Source organism: Massilia rubra, assembly GCF_011682065.1.
Classification (GTDB): Bacteria; Pseudomonadota; Gammaproteobacteria; order Burkholderiales; family Burkholderiaceae_D; genus Telluria_A; species Telluria_A rubra.
Genome location: NZ_VUYU01000002.1, coordinates 499,454 through 524,380 on the forward strand (window position 1 = coordinate 499,454; position 24,927 = coordinate 524,380).

Annotated in this window: 21 protein-coding genes; 19 read left to right on the plus strand and 2 right to left on the minus strand. The window is 64.7% G+C overall.

Features of this window, described 5'->3' with window-relative positions; genetic code table 11:
• Positions 1–131 precede the first annotated feature (131 nt).
• Positions 132–845: an SMI1/KNR4 family protein gene (locus F0185_RS04880; protein ID WP_167222096.1), complete on the minus strand. Its 714-nt coding sequence runs from the start codon at positions 843–845 to the stop codon at positions 132–134.
• Between the two features lie 461 nt (positions 846–1,306).
• Here F0185_RS04880 and F0185_RS04885 point away from each other — a divergent pair, with 461 nt between their 5' ends.
• The 4 genes from F0185_RS04885 (at position 1,307) to F0185_RS34355 (ending at position 6,056) form a co-directional block, all read left to right on the plus strand.
• Positions 1,307–1,978, plus strand: a complete 672-nt coding sequence (locus F0185_RS04885; protein ID WP_167222098.1) for a hypothetical protein — start codon at positions 1,307–1,309, stop codon at positions 1,976–1,978.
• A 231-nt stretch (positions 1,979–2,209) separates the two neighbouring features.
• Positions 2,210–2,440, plus strand: coding sequence for a hypothetical protein (locus F0185_RS04890; protein ID WP_166894402.1), 231 nt, complete (start codon positions 2,210–2,212; stop codon positions 2,438–2,440).
• A gap of 453 nt (positions 2,441–2,893) precedes the next feature.
• The gene (locus tag F0185_RS04895; RefSeq protein WP_167222100.1) at positions 2,894–5,734 is read left to right on the plus strand and encodes a class I tRNA ligase family protein; all 2,841 of its coding nucleotides are present in this window, start codon (positions 2,894–2,896) and stop codon (positions 5,732–5,734) included.
• Positions 5,735–5,894: 160 nt separating this feature from the next.
• Positions 5,895–6,056 carry a glycosyl hydrolase gene (locus F0185_RS34355; protein WP_223164449.1) on the plus strand — a complete coding sequence of 54 codons (162 nt, stop codon included), beginning with the start codon at positions 5,895–5,897 and terminating at the stop codon, positions 6,054–6,056.
• Positions 6,057–6,168: 112 nt separating this feature from the next.
• Here the strand turns inward: F0185_RS34355 and msrC are convergent, their stop codons facing one another.
• Positions 6,169–6,663, minus strand: coding sequence for a free L-methionine (R)-S-oxide reductase MsrC (gene msrC / locus F0185_RS04905; RefSeq protein ID WP_167222102.1), 495 nt, complete (start codon positions 6,661–6,663; stop codon positions 6,169–6,171).
• Between the two features lie 226 nt (positions 6,664–6,889).
• Between msrC and F0185_RS04910 the strand changes: the two genes are divergently transcribed.
• The 15 genes from F0185_RS04910 (at position 6,890) to F0185_RS04980 (ending at position 24,925) form a co-directional block, all read left to right on the plus strand.
• The gene (locus F0185_RS04910; protein ID WP_167222104.1) at positions 6,890–7,591 is read left to right on the plus strand and encodes an NUDIX hydrolase; all 702 of its coding nucleotides are present in this window, start codon (positions 6,890–6,892) and stop codon (positions 7,589–7,591) included.
• Between the two features lie 25 nt (positions 7,592–7,616).
• Positions 7,617–8,594 carry an SPFH domain-containing protein gene (locus F0185_RS04915; RefSeq protein ID WP_167222106.1) on the plus strand — a complete coding sequence of 326 codons (978 nt, stop codon included), beginning with the start codon at positions 7,617–7,619 and terminating at the stop codon, positions 8,592–8,594.
• A 7-nt stretch (positions 8,595–8,601) separates the two neighbouring features.
• Positions 8,602–9,564 carry an inactive serine/threonine-protein kinase VRK3 gene (locus F0185_RS04920; RefSeq protein WP_167222108.1) on the plus strand — a complete coding sequence of 321 codons (963 nt, stop codon included), beginning with the start codon at positions 8,602–8,604 and terminating at the stop codon, positions 9,562–9,564.
• Positions 9,565–9,591: 27 nt separating this feature from the next.
• Positions 9,592–10,569: a VWA domain-containing protein gene (locus tag F0185_RS04925; protein ID WP_166894382.1), complete on the plus strand. Its 978-nt coding sequence runs from the start codon at positions 9,592–9,594 to the stop codon at positions 10,567–10,569.
• An 8-nt stretch (positions 10,570–10,577) separates the two neighbouring features.
• The gene (locus F0185_RS04930; protein ID WP_167222110.1) at positions 10,578–11,966 is read left to right on the plus strand and encodes an adenylosuccinate synthetase; all 1,389 of its coding nucleotides are present in this window, start codon (positions 10,578–10,580) and stop codon (positions 11,964–11,966) included.
• 164 nt (positions 11,967–12,130) lie between these two features.
• Positions 12,131–13,024: an SDR family NAD(P)-dependent oxidoreductase gene (locus F0185_RS04935; RefSeq protein ID WP_208296732.1), complete on the plus strand. Its 894-nt coding sequence runs from the start codon at positions 12,131–12,133 to the stop codon at positions 13,022–13,024.
• Positions 13,025–13,111: 87 nt separating this feature from the next.
• Entirely contained in the window at positions 13,112–13,930 is an 819-nt protein-coding gene (agaR, locus tag F0185_RS04940; RefSeq protein WP_167222112.1) for a transcriptional repressor AgaR, read from the plus strand.
• A gap of 299 nt (positions 13,931–14,229) precedes the next feature.
• A complete protein-coding gene (locus F0185_RS04945) occupies positions 14,230–16,959 on the plus strand; it encodes a TonB-dependent receptor (RefSeq protein ID WP_167222114.1) in 2,730 nt (909 codons plus the stop codon).
• Positions 16,960–16,970: 11 nt separating this feature from the next.
• Complete coding sequence (locus F0185_RS04950; protein ID WP_167222116.1) at positions 16,971–18,218, plus strand: glycoside hydrolase family 27 protein; 1,248 nt, start codon at positions 16,971–16,973, stop codon at positions 18,216–18,218.
• Positions 18,215–19,117, plus strand: a complete 903-nt coding sequence (locus F0185_RS04955; RefSeq protein WP_167222118.1) for a DMT family transporter — start codon at positions 18,215–18,217, stop codon at positions 19,115–19,117. The genes F0185_RS04950 and F0185_RS04955 overlap by 4 nt, the downstream gene beginning before the upstream one ends.
• Complete coding sequence (locus F0185_RS04960; protein ID WP_167222119.1) at positions 19,114–20,412, plus strand: D-tagatose-bisphosphate aldolase, class II, non-catalytic subunit; 1,299 nt, start codon at positions 19,114–19,116, stop codon at positions 20,410–20,412. The genes F0185_RS04955 and F0185_RS04960 overlap by 4 nt, the downstream gene beginning before the upstream one ends.
• Positions 20,409–21,593: an SIS domain-containing protein gene (locus F0185_RS04965; RefSeq protein ID WP_167222120.1), complete on the plus strand. Its 1,185-nt coding sequence runs from the start codon at positions 20,409–20,411 to the stop codon at positions 21,591–21,593. Before F0185_RS04960 ends, F0185_RS04965 begins: the two co-directional genes overlap by 4 nt.
• Positions 21,577–22,545 carry an N-acetylglucosamine kinase gene (locus F0185_RS04970; protein ID WP_167222121.1) on the plus strand — a complete coding sequence of 323 codons (969 nt, stop codon included), beginning with the start codon at positions 21,577–21,579 and terminating at the stop codon, positions 22,543–22,545. The genes F0185_RS04965 and F0185_RS04970 overlap by 17 nt, the downstream gene beginning before the upstream one ends.
• Complete coding sequence (locus tag F0185_RS04975; protein WP_167222122.1) at positions 22,542–23,669, plus strand: amidohydrolase family protein; 1,128 nt, start codon at positions 22,542–22,544, stop codon at positions 23,667–23,669. Before F0185_RS04970 ends, F0185_RS04975 begins: the two co-directional genes overlap by 4 nt.
• Positions 23,666–24,925, plus strand: coding sequence for a glycoside hydrolase family 27 protein (locus F0185_RS04980; RefSeq protein WP_167222123.1), 1,260 nt, complete (start codon positions 23,666–23,668; stop codon positions 24,923–24,925). The genes F0185_RS04975 and F0185_RS04980 overlap by 4 nt, the downstream gene beginning before the upstream one ends.
• Positions 24,926–24,927: the final 2 nt, after the last annotated feature.

Sequence of the window (24,927 nt, forward strand, 5' to 3'; positions counted from 1 at the left end):
GTGATTCAATCATCCCTGATGGGGTCTTAGACATATTATGTCACAAGTATAAATACATGACATAAAATGTCAAGGCGCGCCGCAGCATGCGGCGAGGTGCGGCCGGCGAGGTGCGGCACTGGCGGGCGGGCTTACTCCGCCTCGGGAGACAGGGCGGCGACGATTGACGCGAACTGATCGTCGATCAGCTCGGCGAGCGTCATGCCGGGAAATGTATCGCGCGGTTCGCTGAAGCTGGCGATTTCGGCGAGCACATAGGCGCGCCGCTGTGCGGCATCGAACACAAGGTCGTCGGGCGGGAGCACGTCGCACAGCGATTCGATTTTCCAGCTGTTGTAATCGAGTTCGTCCTGGTCGAAACGCAGGTTGCCGAACATGCCGTTGCGGTCGAAATACCAATAATCATGCACGTCATCGTTGATATAGCGACAGCCGAAGCCCGTGTAGTTGTCGTTGACCAGCTTGACGGTCGCCTCGCTCAGAATGTCGTCGAGATCGGTGCGGCCGCCCCATTTTGCGTAGATAAAATCGACCAGTCCCTGCCCCGCATGGCAGCCGTACCACCGGGGGCCGGGATTGCGCAGGCATTCCAGGACGGCGCCGACGGCATCGAGCGCGATGGTTTGCGAGCAGCTTTCGTCGTAATGCACATGCCGGAACGCGCCGCACTGCTGGTACAGCGATCTCAATTCGTCGGGAATGCGGATGTTCAACAGCGCTTCGAGCGCCGCAATCTCTTGCGCCGTATCCGGCGCGGCGAAAGCGAGATCGAAATGCTCGGGGTATTCGGTGTCGGCTGCAATTGCACGGGCGTTGAGGGCGATGATGTTGTCGCGTGACGTCATGGGGGGCAATATCTGTTTGAAAAACCCGATTGTAGACGATCGTGGTAGCTGCCGATCACTCCGATCTCCTGCCGATAAGAGAGAGGGGGAATTGTGCTGCCAACGTGGGTCGGATTCAGTTGCAAATTCGTGGGGATAGTGGGGGAGTTTTCAGTGCAACTATACAATCAAAACGTTGACACATAAGAGATGCCGCATTGACGTGTCAACATGACCGGTTTAACACGCTTTGAACGCTAAAACAGCCTCCAATGCCGTCTTTTTGCCTGGCATGGAACTTGAATAAGGAATAGCAGGCGCCAATACATTGTAGCGCTGAGCCGGCCGGTGCTGTGCGTCGGTCAAAACAATAGACTCATCTTTTTGCGGAGAATAGTCATGACTCCAGGCATTTGAATGTGATCAGATTGATCTTTTTATCCGTTTTTCCATATATATTGCAAAAACCGAAAGGAATTATCATGAGCTACGAATTAGATCTCGCATTTACCAACGCGCAGTTGCAGACCATCTGGATAACAGGCACTAATGTTATCGTTGCCAAGCCTTCGGGCGGCAATTCGCCAAACGTCGCCTGGCAAGTATTCAAACCTATGACCGCCAATTCGCTAAATTGGGAAGAGAATTACGGGGTATATGCCTCCACTGCGCAAGTGCAGAATGGCGCACAGCTGACGCAATTGTCATCGACCGGCATTCCGGCTGCCATGGAGACACTCTATACATTGGCAGCCGATGGCGCCATCAGCACTCCGGGCTCTGGTGGCAGCGCGAATGCATTTGCCTTGCTGAATCAATATCAATCAAGCCAAGGATATATGACCGTAGGTCTATATCAGAATGCGACGGTGAACGGGACTCAGATCCTGGGTAATGCGGTATCGGCGGCTCCTGTTCTGTACCAAAGTACTGCTACCATGACACCTTATACCACGGTCTATATCTGGCTGGCATCCCAGGTTGTCAGCAATAGTGTGGTGACCCAAGTGACGTCGCCGATGACAGAGGTGGTCTTTGGTGGTGGTAACAACACCGCCTCCCTCGCCTACGATTCGGCAACAGGTATGTTCATTGCTTCCTCGACGAATACCTCCAGCAAATTGGTACTCACTCAACACGAAGCGTTGCTGTAACAATCGTGCTGGCGATTGTCTATCCACACGAAATTGCTGATTCGGATGGACTGGCAGGATAAGAGTGGCGGGTCCGACCGCTATTCTTATCCGGTTTTTAGCATGCAGCGAGCGGGAAATCGCCATTCAGGACCGCAAGTTGCGAAACAATCCCCGCAATGTATCATTCATTCGTTGCACGGATAAGAAACATTTAGATTTTCTATTTCAATTGACTTTACGGAGAACGCGATGGCTAAATACATGACCCAAAAAATGAGTTCCGGCGTATTGCAGGCGACCACCTATTATCAAGCGCAAAGCGACCATCCATCCCATGGAGAATCAGGTGCATTCACACGTGCTGCCACCAGCGACTATGCCACAGTGCATAATATCACCGTCGCGGAGGTTGAAGTCGGCACCTACAAATCAAACCAGGGAGTACCTACCGGAGGAAATACTAAAGAAATTTTTCCTTGATTACCGCTGATTTTGGCGCAGCACTGAAAAACGTGCGGCTCGGGAAGCGGCGCGCCAGCCAGCCAAGCCAGTTTGATGCTCATACTGCAGTCCGGATTTGCCGTTCCCGGCAGTCCGGACGAAGCGCGGGCGTCAGAACGCCCCGATCCCGGCCTCCTTCAAATTCAAATGCAGGCCCTTACATGTATGCCTTGCACAAAATGTGCAAGTGCAATATATTGAAGCCATGAACCCGCACACCTCCCCTCTCCTTCGCACCCGCCCGGCACGCAACGCCGACGCCGGCCTGCGTGCGGGCGCAGGTATTGCACGAATTATCCGAGCGGCTGCACGCGTCGCTCGCTTTCGTGTGCCGGTCGTCGGATAAATTTCAAGCGAGCACTTGGCGGCAATTCGCGAAGCGTTCCGCGCAAGTCTCACCCAGCTTTGCTCCCGACTTTATCGGAGCATTTCATGACTACCTCGTTTTCCCCATCGCACGACCACGCCACCGTCACGCCCGCGGTGCTTACCGCCGTACCCCAATACACACTGCGCCTGAAGCAGCCCGCCTTCTGGAACACGCCCAATCCGGCGATGGAAGAACGCCTGCTGGCCCACTGGCGCGCCACCGGCCAGCGCCAGCAGGTGGACGCCGAACGCCAGGGCCAGCCGCGCTACTGGCTGCTCGACGGCCCGCCCTACGCCAACGGTAACGCCCACTTCGGCCACCTGCTCAACAAAACGCTCAAGGACGTCCACGTGCGCTACGCCAGCGTGTGCGGCCACACGGTAACCTGGCGCGCGGGCTGGGATTGCCACGGACTGCCGCTCGAACTGGCGGTCGAAAAACGCCACGGCCCGCAAGCCAAACAGGACCCGCTGCGCTTCATGCGCCAGTGCCGCGACGAAGCGACGCACTGGAAGGATCTGCAGGCCCGCGCCATGTCGCGCTTGGGCCTGATGGCCGAGATGGACCAGCCCTGGCTGACCATGGACCCGGCGCGCGAAGCGGCGTCGCTGTCGCTGCTGCAGGAGATGTGGGAGGCCGGCCTGCTGGTCGAACGCCACTCGCCGGTGCACTGGTGCCCCGCATGCCGCAGCGCGCTGGCCGCCAGCGAACTGGAAAAGACCAGCAAGGAGCGCATGGAGACCTTCTTCAGCGTGCCCTTCGCGCCGGCGTCGTGCGAGGCGATGGCGCGGCGCGCACGCGAACAGGGCGCGGCCTGGCCGGACGGCCCGCTGCATCTGCTGTCGTGGACCACCACCCCGTGGACCCTGTGGGCCAATGCCGGCTTCGGCCACCCGCAGGCAGGTGCGCTGAGCGTCGCCACGCTCGCCGGTGGCATGCGGGTGGTGCTCGCCGTGCAGGCGCGCGAACGCTTGCTGCGCGATTATCCGGCCATGTTCAGCCATACCGGCCATGAATTCGATGGTGCGCTGGACTTTGCCGGGCTGCGCGACTTGTCGCTGGCCGCCGAAAGTCCGCTTACCGGGCTTGCGGCCCCCTTGCTGGCGGCGGATTTTGCCAGTGAGAGCGAGGGCTCCGGCTTTGTCCACCTGGCGCCGGCGTTCGGGCCGGACGACTTTGCGCTGCACGAAACCGACGGCGTGCGCCTCGACTGCCACGTGGGCAAGGATGGCCGCCTGATGGACGTCGGCGACGTGCCGATGCCGGCCGCGCTGCAAGGCGCCACGCTGGAAGTGGCGTCGCAGGTGTCGTGCGACCTGCTGGCCCAGGCCGGCCGGCTGGTCCACATGGAGCGCAAGAGCGTCGAAACGACTATGTGCTGGCGCCACAAGAAGGCCGTGTTCTACCGCGCCAGCGGGCAGTGGGCGCTGGACTTGCACAAGGGCTTCGATGGCTGCCCCGAGGGCCTGGCGCGGCGCGCGCTGGCCGCATTGGACGCCACCGTATTCCTGCCGGACGAGAAAGCCCGTGCGCCGCTGGCCCTGATGATGTCCACGCGCCGCTTCTGGACCTTGTCGCGCGACCGCCTGTGGGGCGTGCCGCTGCCGTTCTTCCGGCATGAAGCGAGCGGCGAGCTGCATCCCGATACGGCCGCCATGTGGCGCGAACTGGTCGAGCGGGTGCGCACCGACGGGGTCGAGGCCTGGCAAGCGTTTGCGACACCGCTGGGCTACACCAAAAGCGCGCAGAGCGTCGATGTCTGGTTCGACGCCGGGGCGGCGTGGCACAGCGCGGCCGAGGACGGCGGCGCCCAGGCCGACATGGTGGTCGAAGGCCAGGACCAGACGCGCGGCTGGTTTTTATCGTCGTTCCTCCTGCATGCCTTCAAAAGTCCCCTGCCGCCGTTCAAAAAGGTGATGACCCATCGCTTCGTGGTCGATGAACAAGGGATGAAGTTTTCCAAGGAAAAGGGCACCGCGCCCGACAGCGGCGCGCTGTTCGCGCATTCGGGCGCCGATGTGTTCCGCCTGTGGGTGTGCAGCCAGGATGTGGGCGACGAAATGAAGTGGTCCGGCACGTCGCTCAAACAGGCGACCCAGGACGCCAAGGACTGGCGCAGCTTCCTGCGCTTTCACCTGGCGAACATGGAAAACCGGGCCGACGCCGCGCGCCCGCCCGCGCTGCGTGAGCTCGACCGGCTGGCATTGCACAAACTACAGGAAGCGCGTAGCCAATGGCATGCATGCATGGAGGGCGGGCGCTTCTACCAGGCGCTGAGCTGCCTTGCGCAGTTCCGCCAGTGGGCCAGTTCGGAGTGGTTCGAACTGTCCAAGCGCACCCTGTACTGCGCAAACGACGGCAGCGCCGACCTGGCGAGCGCGCAATGGGCGCTGCGCGAATCGTTTTTGCTGTGCGCGCAGATGCTGGCGACGGTGATGCCGTTCGCCTGCGAGGAGGCGTACCTGGCCTGGCCCGGCCATCCCAAGGCGTCACTGTTGCTGCACGCGCTGCCCGCACAGGATGCGCCGCCCGCCATGGACGCGGCGCTGCGCCAGGCCGAATCGATGCTGGCCTGGCGCCGCTCGCTGCAAGCGCTGGTCGAACGCGCCCGCGCTCTGGTCGACAAGGGCACGCCGGTGTGCCTGGCTTTCGGGGCAAGTGCCGACCCGCTCGGCGAGGAGCAGTTGCGCGCCCTCTTCCCCGGTTGTTTCGTGCTGCCGGACGACCATGCGAATGCGCTCGACGCGTGGGAAGCCGGACCGGCCGGCGATGCGGGGGCGGTCCGCGCCGGCAAGCCGACCGTGCGTCCGCACCGGTGCAATCGTTGCCGCGATTATGTGAGGGCGGCGCTGGACGATCAAGGCCTGTGCCATCAGTGTACCGTCGAGGTGCTGCGCGAGTGACGCCCGAGTTGCGCGCCGCTGGCTAAAGAAGTCCGTCAATACGGGTCTTCGTTGAAAAGCGGCGCGCAGCGCGTTATCGTGGTCTCTCCATCTCTGGTGGGGGCGCACCCGCACCGACGGCGTGCCGCAGGCGTAGGCCAACATCCTGTTATGGCGCCACATGTTCGAGCGCCTGGTGCGCCAGCGTGGCCTGCATAACCTGATCTGGGTATGGAACGGGCAGGATCCGGCGTGGTATCCGGGCGACGACATGGTCGACATCGTCAGCCACGATATTTACGATTCATGGTCTGGAACGATGGCGACGGGCCGGCCGGCGTGACCAGTCCGAACAACTTCTGGACCGGCGAGTACTACAACACCAATGCGCACAAGCAGAAAGTGTACAACCACCCCAACGTGATCACGCTGGACCGGTTGCCACGATTCTGAAATCAGTGCATGTCGGTCGCGTCGAGGAAGGCCTTGACCATCGCTTCGAGGCCGACGCGGTCTTCTTCGGTAAAGCGGTTCAACAGCGGGCTGTCGATGTCGAACACGCCGTACAGTTGGCCATCCTTGATCAGCGGGATGACGATTTCGGCGTTGGAGGCGCTGTCGCACGCGATATGACCATCGAACGCGTGCACGTCGGCGACCACGATGGTGCGGCGCTCCTGTGCGGAGGTGCCGCACACGCCCCGCCCGAGCGGAATGCGCGCGCACGCCACCTTGCCCTGGAATGGGCCGACCAGCAATTCCTGGGCGTCGCCCTTCTTGCCCGGACGGAGCAGGTAGAAGCCGGCCCAGTTCAGGTCCGCAATGGCGGAATACACCAGGGCGGAAAATTGCGAGGCGTTCGCGGTCAGATCGCGCTCGCCTTCGAGGATGCTGCTGACCTGACGCGCGAGCAAGGCGTAGTCGCCCGAGTTGTTGTCGATGTTGTGCATACGGCTGGTTGCATGTGGAGTGAAGGATGGGCCGTATTGTACGCGTAGCCGCGCGGGCGCGCTTCCCCAACCGCATCGGCGCCTTGCGCCGGACGTCGCCTCCGCACGTTTCCTCAGCACGCACCATCTTCGGTCACAAATGCATTTAACACCTTAAAATGAAGCGATCTCAAGGTGAATAGTAAAAAGTACTTGGATTCATTTTGAAACTAAGTATAATCCAGCCATGCCTGAGAACCTCATACCCCCACCGCAGCACTACCCGAACGACGTCATCTGCACCGTCGACACGGTCCTGCTCACCCTTGGCGACGACGGCCTGTCGGTCGCCCTGCTCAAGCGCGAGCGCGAACCGTACAAGGGCGTGGCCGCCCTCCCCGGCGGCTACATCCATGCCGACAAGGACCTCGACGGCTACGGCGCCGCCCTGCGCGTGCTCAAGACCAAAACCGGCATCGACGTGCCCTATCTGGAACAACTGGCCGCGTTTACCGGCGCGGCGCGCGATCCGCGTGGCTGGTCGGTGTCGCTGGCGTATTACGCGCTGGTGCCGCACGCCGTCATCACGGCGGCGGGCCACCCCGGCGTGAAGCTGGTCGGCGTCGACCGCCTGCACACCCTGCCGTTCGACCACGGCGTGATCGTGGCGGCGGCTGTCGAGCGGCTGCGCAGCAAGAGCCAGTATTCGTCGCTGCCGTGCTTTTTGGTCGGTGAGCTGTTCACGCTCCCGCAACTGCAGCGCGTGTACGAAGCGCTGATGGGCGAAGCGCTGAACAAGGTAAGTTTTCGCCGCAAGATGGCCGAACTCGATGTACTCGAAGCGGCCGAGGGACAGATGGACACGTCGAGCCCCAGCCGCCCGGCGCAGTTGTACCGGCTGCGACCGGAATTTCGCGACCGTCTGGGCCTGCTCAAGCGCGGCCTGTAAGCAATCAACCAAGGAGAATACGATCATGGCCATTATCGACAGGGTGAAGTGGGACGGCAGCCCGAGCCAGTTGGCATGGAAGTACCCCTCGCAGGAGTTGTCGACCGGGACGCAGCTGATCGTCAACGAGTCGCAAGTGGCCTTCGTGGTGCGCGACGGCGTGTACGAAGGGCCTTTCGGGGCCGGCCGCCACACGCTTTCGACCAGCAACCTGCCCTTGCTGCGCAAGCTGGTGGGCTTGCCGTTCGGCGGCCAGTCGCCGTTTTCGGCCGAAGTCTGGTTCGTCAACCTGGCCAGCACGCTCGATGTGCGTTGGGGTACGCCCGATCCGATCCAGCTGCAGGATCCCAAATTCGGCATCATGGTGCCGGTGCGCGCGTTCGGGCAGTACGGCATCCGGATCGACGATCCCAAACTGTTCCTGATGTCGCTGGTGGGCACCGCGCGCAGCATGGACGCCGCCACCCTGGCCGAGTACTTCCGCGCCATGAACACCACCCGCATCAAAACGGCGATTGCCGGCGCGGTTGGCGAGAGCGGCGTCTCGGTGCTGGAAATCTCGACCCGGCTCGATGCGCTCTCGAACACGCTCAAGGGCGCGCTGGCGCCTGACATGGCCCTCTACGGCGTGGCGCTGACCCAATTTCACATCGAATCGATCAACGTGCCCGAGGCCGATCCCGCCGTGCAAACGCTCAAGGCGGCGCTGGCGCGGCGCGCCGAAATGAACATCGTCGGCTTCGACTACCAGCAGGAGCGCCGTTTCGACGTGCTGCAGACCGCCGCCGGCAATCAGGGCAGCGCAGGCACGGTGCTGGGCGCCGGCATGGGCCTGGCCCTGGGCGGCGCGCTTGGCGCGAGCATCGGCCAGATGAGCGAGACCATCGCACCCGCCGCCCACGGCGAGCGCATTGCCCTGCTGCGCGACCTGGCGGCGCTGCGCGAACAAAACATCCTGACCGACGCCGAATTCGACGCCGAGAAAAAACGCATCCTGGCTTGATTCCCACATGACGCCGCTCACCCTCCTTTGCCCCCAGTGCGGCAGCCCCTTGCCCCGGCAGGCGCTGTGGCGCATCGTCACCTGCACTTACTGCGGGGCGGACGTGACGCACAGCGAAGAGCTGGTGCACGCCGCCGATTTTCATGCGGCATACCTTCGCTCGCGCGCCGGCGACGCGGCCGCCGATATTGCCTGCGGCGGGCAGCACTACAACACCATCGCCCACCTGGGTGCCGGCGGCAGCGCAAGCGTGGCGCTGGCCAATCGCAGCGGCGCCGTGCCACAGCGCGTGGTGCTGAAAATCGCCCACGCCGGCGCCCCGGCCGGCCAACTGGCGCGCGAAAAGGCCATCCTCGACCAGTTACAGGCCGACGACCTGCCCGGCGCGGCCTACTTTACCCAGCGCCTGCCGCAAGCGGTCGCCGTGGGCAGCAGCGCCAGCGCGGACGGCCAACAGCGCGACGTGCTGGTGCTGCGCCACCCCACCGGTTTCTGGGGCAGCCTGGCCGACGTGCGACTGGCCTACGGGCGCGCGATCGACGCGCGCCATGCGGTGTGGATGTGGCGCCGCGTGCTGGAAGTGCTGGCCTACGTTCACGCCGGCGGCTGGAGCCATGGCCGGCTCTCGCCCGAGCACCTGCTGGTGCATCCGGCCGACCATGGCGTGTTGATCATCGGCTGGTCCGGCGCAAGCCGCAGGCACGATCGCGCCGCCCAGGCGCGCGACCTGGTGCAACTGGCCTGGGCCATGCGGGCGATGTTGTCCGACTGGTTCGACCCTGCGGGCGAGCCGGTTCTTTCAAGCGCCACGCCGGCCGCGCTGGCGTGGGTGCTGGAACGCGCCAGCCAGGACGCCGCATGGTGCGCGTCACTCGGCGCGGAAGGCATGCGCCGGGCCGTCGGCGGCGCGGCGAAAGACGCGTTCGGCCCGGCCAGATTCATCGATTTCAGTCCCACCCCGTCCAACTAAACTAACTAAACCAATAAAGGAACCATCATGGGTCAAGGTAATTACTCCCACGCTGCGCACGCAGCCCTGGTCGCCGACCGCGCGTCGGCCTCCCGCTCCGAGGTGTTCACCCAGCGCGGATGCCACGCGCTGATGAACCCCAACGGCCTGAAAATGCGCGAATCGCGCGACAGCGTCGATCATCCCAACTCACTGGGCATCGTGTTCGCGCTCGACGTCACCGGTTCCATGGGCGATATTCCGCAAAGCCTGGCCACCAAAGAGCTGCCGACCTTCATGGCGCTGCTGGGCGCGGTCGGCGTGCCCGATCCTCAACTGCTGTTCATGGCCATTGGCGACGCAACGTCCGATCGTGCGCCGCTGCAGATCGGCCAGTTCGAATCGACTGCGGAACTGATGGACCAGTGGCTCACGTGGAGCTACCTGGAAGGCGGCGGCGGTGGCAGCGGCGAAGAAAGCTACGAGCTGGCGTTCTATATGGTGGCGCAGCACACCGACATCGATTGCTGGGTCAAGCGGCGCAAAAAGGGCTACCTGTTCATCACCGGCGACGAGCTGCCTTACCCGGCGGTGTCGCGCCATCAGATCGGCAGCCTGGTGGGCGACACGCTCGACGAGGACGTGCCGATCGCCGAAGCGATTGCGGCGGCGGCCGAAACGTATCACGTGTTTTTCCTCATTCCCGACCTGGGCCGGCGCGGCCGCTGCGAAAAGCGCTGGCGCGAGCTGCTGGGCGACCATGTGATCTGCATGGAAGAACCGGGCGACGCCTGCGCGGTGGCCGCCGCCATCGTCGGCCTGACCGAGCGCGCCATTCCCGACATGGATACGCTGGTGTCCACCCTGTCGGCCAACGCCATCGAGCCGCAGCGCGTGTCGGCCATCGTGCGCGCCCTGCGTCCGTATGCGGACCTGCTCGATCCGGACGCCGCCAGCCGCGTGCACGTGCCGGCGGCGGGCACGCCGGCAACGCCGTCGGCGTGGTGGAAGCGCATGTTCGCGTAAGGATGCCCATGTCTTCGACCCGTCTGGTGTCCCTGCTGGGGCTTGGCTTTGGCGATTGCGGCAAGGGCCTGTTTACCGATTACCTGTGCCGTCAATGGGGCGCGCATACGGTGGTGCGCTTCAATGGCGGCGCCCAGGCCGGCCACAATGTGATGTTGCCCGACGGGCGGCATCACACCTTCGCGCAGTTCGGCGCGGGCAGCTTCGTGCCGGGCACGGTCACCCTGCTCGCCTTTCCGGTGATCGTGCATCCGACCGCGCTGCTGGTGGAAGACGCCTACCTGCGCCGGGCGGGCGTGAATGACGCCCTGCGCCGCATCCTGATCGATGGCCGCTGCCGGGTCACCACGCCGTATCACCAGGCTGCGGGGCGCATGCGTGAATTGCAGCGCGGTGCACAGGCGCACGGCAGTTGCGGCGTGGGCGTGGGCGAGACAGCCGGCCACGGCATCGATCACCCTGAGCAGATTGTCCATTATGCGGACCTGGCGCAGCCGGCGCTGGCAATGGCAAAACTGGAGTTGATGCGGCGTACGCTGCGCGCGGGTTTTAGCGAGCGGTGCGCGGAGCTAGCCAATCAGGATGCCTATGCGGCCGAATTGTCGGTGCTGGACGATGCAGGCATGGCCGCGCGCTGGCTGGACCAGGTGGCGCAGCTGACGCGCCAGGCGCCGCCGGCCGCGCGCGCGCAGGTCGCGCAGCGGCTGCACTTGCCGGGCTGCGTGCTGTTCGAAGGCGCGCAGGGCGTGCTGCTCGACGAATGGCGTGGTTTTCATCCGCATACGACGTGGAGCAGTATCGGCCCGGCGTCGGTGGAAGCGGTGGCGAGCGACGCCGGCCAGCATGGGCGGATCGAACATCTGGGCATCCTGCGCTCGTACATGACGCGCCATGGAAACGGACCGCTGCCGACGCACGATGCGCGCCTCGATCACCTGCCCGAACCGCACAATGCCTCGGGCGGCTGGCAAGGCCGCTTCCGGCGCGGGCACCCCGACGCGCTGTTGCTGCGCTACGCGCTGCAGGTTGCGGGGCCGCTCGACGGCCTGCTGGTGAGCCACCTCGACGTGTTCGGGCGCGAACCGCATCTGCGCTGGTGCGGCGGGTACGAGGATGGCGATGCGGCCGGGGACTTGTGCGCGCGCGATCCGGTGTCGGGGCGGATCGAGGCCATCCTGCCCGGTGCGGCGCACGATCTGGCGCACCAGGAGCGGCTGGGTCACCTGCTGGCGCGCGCCAGGCCGCACTATGCGGGCGAGCCGGTGGCGGATGCGTCAGCGTTCGTGGCGCAGCTCGAGGCGCTGACCGGCTTGCCGGTGCTGTTCGGATCGCATGGGCCGACGCACGCCACGATGCGGATGTTGAAACCGTTGTCAAAACCGCACCCGATGTTATAAAAATATATTCATTTATTGAAAGAAGGTTCTTTTGCTTGTATTGTTGAAAATACAAACCCGCGGTTTGGGCTAAACCTTCAAGCAAAGGCGCCATCTTGTCTACCAACCTACCCGAAGTGAGGCCGGCGTTGTTTGCCGCTCCAATGATGCGGCTGTGGAGAAGTTTGAAGAGCTGGCGACAATTCTCGGTTGGCCCGGTCGCGCTCTTCTACCGTTTTGGCCGGCGCGTGCCGGTCTCGAACAACCGCCGCCGCCAGCCGCAGCGCATCAAGGCCGATTGCGCAAGCCCGCTTACGCCGCCGGACAGCGCCCTGTCAATCCATGCCGCCTACGAGAGCGAACGCGATGCGTCGACCGAAACGGCGCTGATCGTCGGCGTCGGCCCGGGGTATGGTTTCGAACTGGCGCGCCGCTTCGCCGCATCCGGCATGCGCGTGGCGCTGGCCTCGCGCAACGCCGAGCGGCTCGACGACCTGGTCGATGAACTGAGCGCCGATGGTGGGCAGGTCAACGCCTACGGCTGCGACGCCACCGACGAACGCTCGGTGGCCGCTTTGCTGGCCACGGTAACGGCGGAACTGGGCGCGCCGCACCTGGTGGTGTACGCGGTGCAGGGTTTTTGCCCGGGCACGGTGATGGGTACCGAAGTGCCGGCGTTCGAAGAGAGCTGGCGCCAGAACTGCCTGGGCGGCTTTATCGTGGCGCGGGCGGCGGCCCGGATGATGGTGCCGCTGGGGCGCGGCAGCATCATCCTCACCGGGTCGACCTCGTCGCTGATCGGGCGCGAAGACCACCTCAATCTGGCGGTCGGCAAATTTGGCCTGCGCGCGCTGGCCCAGGTGCTGGCACGCGAGGTATGGCCCTCGGGGATTCACGTGGCGCACGTGGTGATCGATGCGGACGTCAAGGATTCGGACGTGTTCGAGGCCGGCTACACCCAAGCGGAGCCACGCCACCTGGCCGACGCGGTATTCGGCCTGCATCGCCAGCCGCGTACCGCGTGGACCAGTGAAATGGACTTCCGACCATGGAACGAGAAGTTCTGGCAGCATTGCTGACCCGAGCAGCCCGGCGCCGGCGCACCCTTGCGGTGCATTCCGTTTTATAATGGTCCGGTGCCAACTCGAAACAAAGCGAAACAAGAAATGGAAAATTCCATCGGCGCAGCGCCGGAACGAAACCCAAGCGCCGACAAGGGCCGCCTGCTCGCCGAACGGCGCCGCCAGATCGTGGAACTGGTCGAAGCGCAGGAGCAGGTCACGGTCGAAGAATTGTCGGCCCGCTTCGGCATATCGGTCGTCACCATCCGCAGCGACCTCAAGGCGCTGGAAGACGTCGGCGCCCTGGTGCGCACCCACGGCGGCGCGCTGGTGCAGCGCGATGGCGACGACCTGCCGATCAGCGTCAAGGAAAACCAGCACCACGCCGAGAAGAAGCGCATCGCCGCCGCCGCCGCGCGCCTGATCGCCGACGGCGACACCATCATCCTCGATTCGGGCACCACCACGGCCGAAATCGCCAAGCTCATTCGCGGCATGAAGCTCAGCTCCATCAACGTGATCACCAATGCGCTCAATATCGCGGTCCTCCTGGCCAATGTGCAGCACGTGAACCTGATCATGCTGGGCGGGCAGCTGCGTTCGCGCTCGTATTCGCTGTCCGGACCACAGGCCGAAGCCTCGCTCGAGAACTTGCAGGCGGACCGCCTGTTCCTCGGCGTCGATTGCCTCGATCCCGAAATCGGCCTGATGACGCCTTATCTGCTCGAAGCGCAGCTCAATGCGAAGATGATGAAGGTGTCGCGCCACGTGGTGGCGGTGGCCGATTCGTCCAAACTGATGCGCCGCACGCTGTCGGTGATCGCGCGCGTCGACGAGATCCACATGCTCATCACCGATCGCGGCGCCGACCAGCACGTGGTCGATACCCTGATCGAAAAAGGCGTCGAGGTCGTGCTGGCCTAGGTGCACGCCAAGGCGGACGCCAAGGCGGATGCCTTCCCGCAGCCTTTTCACCCGTTTTTCTCCCCTGCCGTTCCGACCCGCGCCGCTGCCGGCTGCGCGCGCGTCACGCCCGCCCCTACCCTTCACGCATGAAGACGCCCCACTTTCGCTTTCGCGTTGATCGAAAACGACATTACGAAAGTATTAGAAAGTTTCTTGTTCTTTCGAATTGATTGCATTAGTATTGCCTCATCTTTTCTCCACTGCAAAAGGTCAGGCCGATGATTATCAGAAATGGAAGCAGGTTCAGCCGCACGCTCATGGTTGTGGCAATCGAACTGGCGCTGTATGGCAGCGCCAGCGCGCAGGAAGCGCCCCCGCCGGTGGCTGCGCCAGCGGCCGATCCGGGCGTGCCGGCCGCGGCCACGGTGACCGTGAGCGGCACCCGCGCCAGCCTGGCCAAGTCGCGCGAACGCAAGCGCGACGCCGCCATCGTCATGGACACCATCACCGCCGAAGACCTGGGCCGCTTCCCGGACGATAATGTGGCCGATTCGCTCTCGCATATCAGCGGCATCACCGTCTCGCGCACGCACGGCGGCGAAGGCCAGTACGTCAATGTGCGCGGCCTGGGGCCGGCCTACAGCATCGTCACCCTGAACAACCGCACCCTGGCCACCGATGGCGACGGGCGCGAATTCGCTTTCGACGTGCTGCCGTCGGAGACCATCTCCGGCGCGGACGTGATGAAGTCGGCCGACGCCACCCAGATCGAGGGCAGCATCGGCGGCGCGATCAACCTGCGCTCGGCGCGCCCGCTCGATACGCCAGGTTTCCGTTCCAACTGGCGCGTGGAGAGCGACTACAACGACCTGTCGCGCAAGCATGGCGGCAAAATTTCGGGCGTGGTGAAGAACACCTACGACGACAACCGCATCGGCGTGCAGCTCGGCCTCGTGCTGGGCAAGAGCAAAACGCGCTCGGACACGCTCAACGAATTCGCCTACACCACGTTGCACGGCAGCCTGGATAAAGATGGCAACCAGGTCGATTCGCCCGATGGCCGCGACCTGCTGGCGCCCTGCTGCTTTTCGGTCGGCACCCTGGACCAGGAGAAGAAGCGCGGCGCGCTGTCGGGCGCCATCGAATGGAAGCCGAACAAGGATATCCGCATGGCCGTCGACGTGCTGGCCACCAGGCTCGATGCGCCGTCCACCGGCTACAACCAGTCGTATTTCGTGGACCATGCGCAGGGCCGCTACAGCGATGTGGTCATCAAGGACAATCTGGTCACCGGCATGACGGTCAGGCATCTGACGCCCGAAATCATCAACCGCACCGACAACCGTGTCGTCAACAGCGGCCAGATCGGCTGGAACGGCGAGTGGAAGGTGGGCGAGGCACTGAAACTGACGGGCGATGTGTACCGCTCGACCGCAAGGCGCGATTCGGGCGGCAAGAACAGCTGGGCGGTGGCCGGCATCCCGGGCGACCATACCGGTTACTACAGTATCAAGGATGGCTTGCCCGATATGCGCGTGACCCTGGCCGACGGGCGTGACCTCGCGGCCGCCGCGCCAACCCTGGGCGACAAGGACTACGCGCTGCACTGGGCCCAGCTGGACGGCACCAACATCAAGGACACGGTCGATGGCGCTGCGCTGGCCGGCAAGCTGCAACTCGACAAAGGTTTCCTGAACAGCCTGCGCTTCGGCGCCAGCACCACCAGGCGCGCCAAGACGCGCAGCACCTTCGACAATCTCGATTACGCCTGCCAGTACTGCAATTACCAGCACACTTTTGCGTCGCTGGGCGCGAATGTCATCGGCTCGGTCACGCCGCGCGACTTCATGCGCCATGGGGGCGGCAGTTTTCCTGGCGCCCTGGGCACCTTCGACCTGCCGGCATACTTCAATGCGATGAAGGCGCTCGATGGCAAGGAGATCATCGATGCGCTGGGCCAGCCGACCGGCACCTTCTACAACGCGGCGCTGATGACGCCCGCCTTCAATCCGACGTCGTCGTACGACGTGACCGAGAAGACGCTCGCTTCCTACGTGTCGGCGGAACTGGCCGGCGACGACTTGTTCGGCAGCGTGGGCCTGCGCTGGGTGCGCACCAACACCACGTCGGAAAGCGCAGTGCGGCGCGTGCTCACGATTACCGACCTGACGCCGAACGACCCGACTTCCAGCCCGACCATCGGCTACAGCCTGCCGACGCAGGAGATCGTCGACGGCAAATACAGCAAGCTGCTGCCATCGCTGAACCTGGGCTACTGGGCGCAGAAAAACCTGCTGGCGCGCTTTGCGCTGGCCAGGACCATGGCGCGCCCGTCCCTCGACCAGCTTGCGCCATTGACCACCGACGGCTCGGTCAACCGCATCTGGGAAATCAGCGTGCAGGGCGACGCCCACCTGAAACCGGTCGAAGCGCGCCAGGGCGACCTGTCGCTGGAGTGGTACTACAACCCCAAGTCGATGCTGACCGGCGCGCTCTATTGGAAGAACATCAAGAACTTCGTTACCTATGCGCGCGACGAGAACGTCGACATCGGCGTGCCGGGCCAGCTGTACACCGTGATCCATCCGATCAACGGCGACGGCGCCAAAGTGCGCGGGCTGGAACTGGGCGTGCAGCACCTGTTTTCGAACGGTTTTGGCGTGAACTATAAATACAGCTACACCAGGACCAAGTCGCAAGTGGGCGGCGTCGAGGTGGGTCCGCTGGAAGGCGTGGCGCGCACCTCGTCGGCGGCGGCGCTGCTGTACGAGGACGACAAGATCAATGCGCAGATCGCGCTCGACTACACCGGCCGCACGGTCGAAGTGCGCGAGTCGTACGGCGGCATGGCCAAGATCGCCGACCCGATCACCTGGATTTCGGCGTCGCTCTCGTACAGCATCAACAAGAGCGTCAATGTGTTCATCGAGGGTAAAAACCTGGGCGACGCCGTCTACAAGGCGAACCTGAACCGCCGCGGCGATGCGCTGGCCGGATTCGAAACCTGGGGCCGTACGGTCACCATCGGCGCCACCGCCAAATTCTGAGGGCGACCACCATGTTAACGCATGTCTTGACACGCTTGCCGGCGCTGGTGCTCGGTTGCGCGGCCGGGCTGGCGGGTGCCGCGCCGCTGGCGCAGACGCCGCCCATGGGCTGGGTGAGCTGGTTGCAGTTCGCCGATAACATCAACGAGCGCTTGATCATCGAGACGATCGACGCCATGGCCTCGAACGGCATGCGCGAGGCCGGCTACCAGTATGTGAACCTGGACGATGGCTGGCAGCGCTACAAGGGCGACCGGCGCGACCATCCGCTGGAAGCCGATCCGGCCAAGTTCCCGCGCGGGATCAAGTACCTGGCCGACTATGCGCATGCGAGGGGGCTCAAGTTCGGCATCTATTCCGGCCCCGGCCAGGCTACCTGCGCCGGCTACACCGGCAGCGAGGGGCACGAGGCGCAGGATGCGGCGCTGTTCGCAGCGTGGGGAGTGGACCACCTCAAGTACGACAGCTGCTGTTCGCACAAGGATGCGCCGGTACGGGTACTGAAGACCATCTTCGGCGCGATGTCGAGCGCGCTGGTGGCGCAACAGCGCGACATTGTGCTGAACGCCTGCCACTGCGGCTGGGGCAAGCCGTGGGAGTGGGCGGGCGAACTGGGAGCGCACCACTGGCGCATCGGGCAGGACATCTCTGACGATTTCGATTATCCGGCCAACCGCGAAAAGTACTTTTTCGATGTGCTGGACCTGATCGACCATGGCGTCGGACTTGAAAAGTACTCCGGACCGGGGCACTGGAACGATTACGACATGCTGATCGTGGGCCTGAACGGCAAGAGCATGCAGTTGCCGGGAGCGGGCGCTTCGAACGTCGAATACCGTACCCACTTCAGCATGTGGGCGATGGTGGCCTCGCCGCTGCTGGCTGGCGCGGACCTGCGCAAGCTCGATGCCACCACGCTGGAGACGCTGACCAACAAGGAAATCACGGCGATCAACCAGGACAGCCTGGGCAAGCCGGCGCGCAAGGTGCGCGACGATGGCGCGCTGCAGGTTTATGCGAAGGAGCTGGCCGACGGCGGCTGGGCCGTCGCCCTGCTCAATCGCGGCAGCGCCACTGCGGACATGAGCTTCAGCCCACGGCGCGACCTGGCCTTGCCGTGGGACGCCTACAGCGTGCGCGACCTGTGGAAGCACCAGGACCTGGGCAGCTTCACGATCCCGTTCACCACCGAAGTGACCAGCCACGAGGCACGCATCCTGCGTATTCATCGAGTCGCCAGAGAAGGAAAAACACCATGAAATCAAGTAATTGGATGATCTACGCCGGCATCACCACGCTGCTGTGGGGCGTGTGGGGCGCGTTTGCGGGAGCGCCGAGCGGCAATGGCTTTCCCGAGACCTTGAATTATGTGGTGTGGGCGCTGACCATGATCGTGCCGGCCTGGGTGGTGATGCGGCGTGCCGGCTGGCGCCTGAAGCGCGACGGCCGCTCGGTGTGGCTCGGGATGGTGATCGGCATCCTTGGTGCGGGCGGCCAGATGATCCTGTTCCATGCCGTGAAAATCGGGCCGACATATTTGATCTTCCCCATCATTTCGCTCTCGCCGATGGTGACCATCGCCCTTTCCTTCTTCTTGCTCAAGGAGCGGGTCGGCAAGCTCGGAATGGCCGGCATCGTGCTGGCGGCGTGCGCGCTGCCGCTGTTCGACTATGCGCCCGGCCAACCGGCAAACATGGGTTTGTGGTTCGCGCTGTCGCTGGTGGTGTTGCTGGCGTGGGGCTTGCAGTCGTATTTCATCCGCCTGGCCAACGCCACCATGGATGCCGAGAGCATCTTCTTCTACATGACAGTCAGCGGCCTGGCCTTTATCCCGGTGGCGCTGCTGCTGACGGACTTCAGCCAAGCGATTCACTACGGCTGGAGCGGGCCGGCACTGGCGGCCGTGATCCAGGTTCTCAACGCCATCGGCGCGCTGACACTGGTGTACGCCTTCCGCTTCGGCAAAGCGATCGTGGTCGCGCCGATGGTCAACGCCGGCGCACCCTTGCTCACGGCGATCATCGCGATGGCGCTCGCCAGCGTGATGCCGGGACAGTTCAAGCTGGCCGGCATCGTGCTCGCGCTGCTGGCCGCGCTGCTGCTCGCCCTGCCCGACGGCGAACCCGAAACCGATTTTTCAAACAGGACGCAACCATGAAGGCTTTACTCAATATCATCCGCCAACACAAGGCCGGCGCCCCGGTCGGCATTTACTCGGTCTGCTCGGCCCACCCGGTGGTGCTGGAAGCGGCGCTGCGCGAAGGCCTGGCGCACGGCGCGCCGGTCCTGATCGAGGCGACCTCGAACCAGGTCAACCAGTTCGGCGGCTACACCGGCATGAAGCCGGCCGGGTTTCACCGCTTCGTGATCGATATCGCCGACCGCGTCGGCTTCCCGCGCGAGTTGGTGCTGCTCGGGGGCGACCATCTGGGGCCGAACTGCTGGCAGAGCGACCCATCCGAGGAAGCGATGAACAAGTCCGACGTGCTGATCGAGCAGTACGTGGCGGCCGGTTTTCGCAAAATCCACCTCGATTGCTCAATGTCGTGCAAGGACGATCCGGCGCCGCTGCCGGAGCATGTGGTGGCGGCGCGGGCGGCGCGCCTGTGCGCCGTGGCCGAGCGCACCTGGCGCCGTTGCGGCGGCGAGGCGCCGGTGTATGTGATCGGCACCGAAGTGCCGGTGCCCGGCGGGGCGCAGGAAGACTTGCACGACTTGCAGGCGACCAGCCCGGAGGCGGCGGCGGGCACCATCGCCGCGCACCGCATCGCGTTCGCGGCGGCCGGGCTGGATGCGGCGTGGGAGCGCATCGTCGGCCTGGTGGTGCAGCCGGGCGTGGAATTCGACCATCACAAGGTGATCGACTACCGCCCGCCGCTGGCGCAAGCGCTCAGCGCCTGGATTGAAAGCGACGCGCTCATGGTGTACGAAGCCCATTCGACCGATTACCAGACCCCGGCCAACCTGAAATCGCTGGTGCGCGACCATTTTGCGATCCTGAAGGTGGGGCCGGCAGCCACGTTCGCGCTACGCGAAACGCTGTGGGCGCTGGCCGACATCGAGCATGAGTGGCTGGGCGCGCGCCGCAGCGCGGGCCTGAAGGCCGTGGTGCTCGAGACCATGCGTGCGCGGCCCGATTACTGGCGCGGCTATTACGCCGACCCGGCGCGCGAACAGGTGGACTTGCAGTTTTCGCTGAGCGACCGGATGCGCTACTACTGGCCGGCGCCGGAAGTGCGCCACGCGTGCGCGGCGATGCTGGCCAACCTGGACCGCGATCCGCCGCCGCTGACACTATTGAGTCAATATCTGCCCGATCACTATGCGGCGATCCGCGCAGGACGGATGGGGGCGAACACCGGCAATCTGCTGCAGGCGGGCGTTGCGGCCCTGCTGCGACAATATCAATATGCATGCGCGCCGACGGCGGGCGAAATGGAGCTGGCACAATGAACAACGACCGATTCGGATACGCCCTGACGGAGCTGGAAGCACGCGGCGCCGGCTGGACCGCCCGCGAAATCGCCCAGCAACCGCAGGTCTGGGCCAAAGTGATCGAGCAACTGCGCCAGCGACGAGGCGTCATCGACGACTTCCTGGCGCCGCTGCTGGCCAACCGGCGGCTGCGCATCGTACTGACCGGGGCCGGCACCTCGGCCTTCATCGGCGAGTGTCTCGCGCCGGCGATGTTGCGCGACCCGGCGCGCACGGTGCAAGCCGTGCCGACCACCGACCTGGTGGCGGGACCGGACCGGTACTTGCGCAGCGACGTGCCGACCTTGCTGGTGTCGTTCGCCCGCTCCGGCAATAGTCCGGAAAGCGTGGCCGCGTTCGACCTGGCCGAGCAGATGGTGGAGAACTGCTATCACCTGGTCGTGACGTGCAACGTGGCCGGCGCGCTGTACGGCCGCTGCCAGTCGCGCCCCAACGCGCTGGCGCTGCTGCTGCCGGACGAAACGCACGACCGCGCGTTTGCGATGACGTCGAGTTTTACGTCCATGCTGCTGGCGGCGGCGGCGATTTTTGGCGTGATCGATGCGCCGCCGCAGGGCGAAGCGCGTTTTGCGGGCGCCGCCCAGGCGCTGCTGCGCGACGCGCTGCCGCTGGTGCAGGAGCTGGCCGCCGGCGGTTTCGAACGCGTGGTGTACCTGGGCAGCAATGAGCTGGGCGGCCTGGCGCGCGAAGCGGCGCTGAAACTGCTGGAACTGACCGACGGCCAGGTGGTGGCCAGCTTCGATTCGCCGCTGGGCTTCCGGCACGGCCCCAAAAGCGTGGTCAACGACAGCACGCTGGTGGTACTGTTCTTGTCGAACGATGCGTACACGCGCCGCTACGACCTGGACCTGCTGCGCGAACTGCGCAGGGATGGCCGCGCCGGCCGCGTGCTGGCACTGAGCGGCCAGGCGGACGGCATCGAGCCCGGCGACATGCTGCTCGATGGCGCGGCCGATGCGCCCGATATTGAACTGGCGCTTCCCTTCGTGGTGTTTGCCCAGTTGTTCGCTCTGCTGCAATCGCTGCAGCTGGGGATTGGCTCCGATACGCCGAGCGTGTCGGGCACGGTCAACCGGGTGGTGGCGGGCGTGACAATCTATGCGTGGGAAGGAAAGGACGATCATGTACCTGGGCGTTGACGGCGGCGGGACCAAGACAGCGTTTGCCCTGATGGGCGCGGATGGGCGCCTGCTGGCGCGGCACGAGAGCGGCAGCGCCTATTATCTTGAAACAGGGCTGGAGCAGGCCGCCGCCATGCTCAATGCCGGCGTGAGCGAGACGCTGGCCCTGGCCGGGGTGGCGCCGGAGGCGGTATCGTTCGCGTTTTTCGGCCTGCCCGCCTACGGCGAAGACAGCCTGCTGCACGCGGCGCTCGATGCGCTGCCGGGCGAGGTGTTTGCGCCGCAGCGCTACCGCTGCGGGAATGACATGGTGTGCAGCTGGGCGGGCTCGCTGGCATGCGCGGACGGCATCAGCGTGGTGGCGGGCACGGGGTCGATCGCGTATGGCCGTTACCAGGGCCGCGAAGCGCGCGCCGGCGGCTGGGGTGAGCTGTTCAGCGATGAAGGCTCGGCCTACTGGATCGCGCGCGAAGGATTGAAGCTGTTTTCGCGCATGAGCGACGGCCGGACCGAGCGCGGAGCGCTGCACGAACTTTTCAGGCGCAGCCTGGAACTCGGTGCGGACCTGGACCTGTGCGCGGAAGTGTACAGCCGGCGCAAGGCTGAACGCAGCCAGGTCGCGCAACTGGCGCGACTGGTGCAGCAGGCCGCGCTGGAGGGCGACGCCCAGGCGCTGGCCATTTTCGGGCGGGCGGCGCAGGAACTGGCCGATATTGTGGGCGCGGTGCGGCGCCAGTTGCAGGCGCCGGCCGATGGGGCGCTGCCGGTGTCTTACAGCGGCGGCGTTTTTAACGGCGAATCGCCGTTGCTGGCGCCGTTCGCGCAGGCGCTGGAGCGCCAGGGCCACTTTGCGCTGCGCACGCCGGTTTTTGCGCCGGTGATCGGCGCGGCTTTGTACGCGGCGCAGTGCGACGGCCGGCTTCCTGGCGCCGATGCGCTGGCGCGGCTGGCGGCGCAGGTGCGGGCATGATGCCGCTCGCGCGCCGCGTTGGCGCGGCGGCGGCGCTGTTGGTGCTGGCCGGCGCGGCGGCGGCCGCGTCTTCCTACAGCGACGCCGATTTCTACAAGGTCGAGAAAATCGACGCGCACATGCACCTGCATGGCGACCTGCCGGCGTTTTTCGCGCGCGCGCAGGCGGACAAGGTGCGGGTGCTGACGATAAACGTCGATTATCCGGACTTTCCGCCGCTGGGTGTGCAGCAGGACACGGCCATCGCCCTGTTGCGCCGGCATCCGTCCGACGTGGCGTTTGCGGCCACCTTCCCGGTGGCGACGTTCGAGGAGCCGGCTTGGGCGGCCACCACCATGGCGAACCTGGACCGGGCCATCGCCAGCGGCGCGGTCGGGGTGAAGGTCTGGAAGAATATCGGCATGGACTTGCGCGACAAGGATGGCAAGCCGGTGATGGTGGACGACGCCCGCTTCACGCCGGTCTTTGCGCACCTGGCCGAGCGCGGCATTGTGGTGCTGGGCCATCAGGCGGAGCCGAAAAACTGCTGGCTGCCGCTCGATAAAATGACCGTCAACAGCGACCGCCAGTATTTTCGCGAGCATCCCCAGTACCATATGTACACGCAGAGCGCGTGGCCGGGCCACGCGCAGCAACTGGCGGCGCGCGACAATCTGCTCAAGCGGCATCCGACGATGCGCTTTTTGGCGGTGCACCTGGCGTCGCTGGAATGGGACGTGGATGCGCTGGCGCGCTTTCTGGACGCGCATCCCGATGCGCGGGTCGACCTGGCGGCGCGCATGGCGCACTTCCAGCAGCAGGCCATCAAGCGGCGCGCGAAGGTGCGTGCTTTCCTGATCCGCTACCAGGACCGGGTGCTGTACGGGACCGACCTGGCCAGTTCCGCCGGCCAGGGCGACGCCGATTTTGCCATGGCGGCGCATGCGGCGTGGCTAGACGACTGGGCGTTCCTCAATTCGGCGCGCGTCATGCGCTCGCCCGACCTCGACAAACTATTTCGCGGCCTGGCGCTGCCGAAACAGGTGGTCGACAAACTCTATTCGCGCAACGCGCGCAAGCTGTTCCCGCAAGCCTGGCCTTCACCAGGCGCTTCCCTTTCAACGCACGCATCGGACCGACCATGACGACCACTTTCCTTCGCAGCGCAAGGCGCTTTGCCTTCGCTTTCCTTGCGCCGCTGGTGCTGGCCATGCCGGTGGCGGCGAAACCTGTCAGTAACGGGCTGGCGAGAACGCCGCCGATGGGCTGGAGCAGCTGGAACAACTTCGGCGACAGCATCGATGAAAAACTGATCGTCGAGACCATCGATGCGATGGTCGCCAACGGCATGCGCGACGCCGGCTACCAGTACGTGAACCTGGACGATGGCTGGCAGCGCTACAAGGGCAAGCGGCGCGACCGCCCGCTGGAAGTCGATCCGGTGCGCTTCCCGCGCGGGATCAAGTACCTGGCGGACTACGCGCATTCAAAAGGCCTCAAGTTCGGGATTTACTCGGGGCCGGGCCAGACCACCTGCGCCGGCTATACCGGCAGCGAAGGGCACGAGGCGCAGGATGCGGCGCTGTTCGCGTCGTGGGGCGTCGATCACCTCAAGTACGACAGCTGCTGTTCGCACAAGGATGCGCCGGTACCGGTGCTCAAGACAATCTTCGGGACGATGTCGACGGCCCTGATGGCGCAGCGGCGCGGTATCGTGCTGCATGCCTGCCATTGCGGCTGGGGCCAGCCGTGGGAATGGGCCGCCGACATGGGCATCAATCACTGGCGCATCGGGCAGGATATCTCGGACGATTTCGATTATCCCGGCAACCGCGAGAAGTACTATTTCGACGTGCTCGATACGCTCGATCGCGGCGTCGGGCTGGAAAAGCATGCGGGACCGGGGCACTGGAACGATTACGACATGCTGATCGTGGGCCTCAACGGGCGCAGCAAGGAGCTCGTCGGCGCGGGTGCGTCGAACGTGGAGTACCGCACCCATTTCAGCTTGTGGGCGATGGTCAATTCACCGCTGCTGGCCGGGGCCGACTTGCGTTCGCTCGACGTGGAGACGCTGGCGACCTTCACCAACAAGGAGATCATCGCGCTCAATCAGGACCCGCTGGGCAAGCCCGCCGAAAAAGTGCGCGACGACGGCGTGTTGCAGATCTATGCCAAGGAACTGGCGGACGGCAGTTATGCCGTTGCGCTGCTCAATCGCGGCAGCGCCACGGCCGATATGACGCTGAGCCTGCGGCGCGACCTGGCGCTGACCTGGAAGAAGTACCGGGTGCGCGACTTGTGGCGGCATCAGGATGTCGGCACGTACGACATTCCCTTCACCACCGAGGTGATCAGCCATGAGGCGCGCGTATTGCGGCTCACGCCGGTCGCCGATTAGGT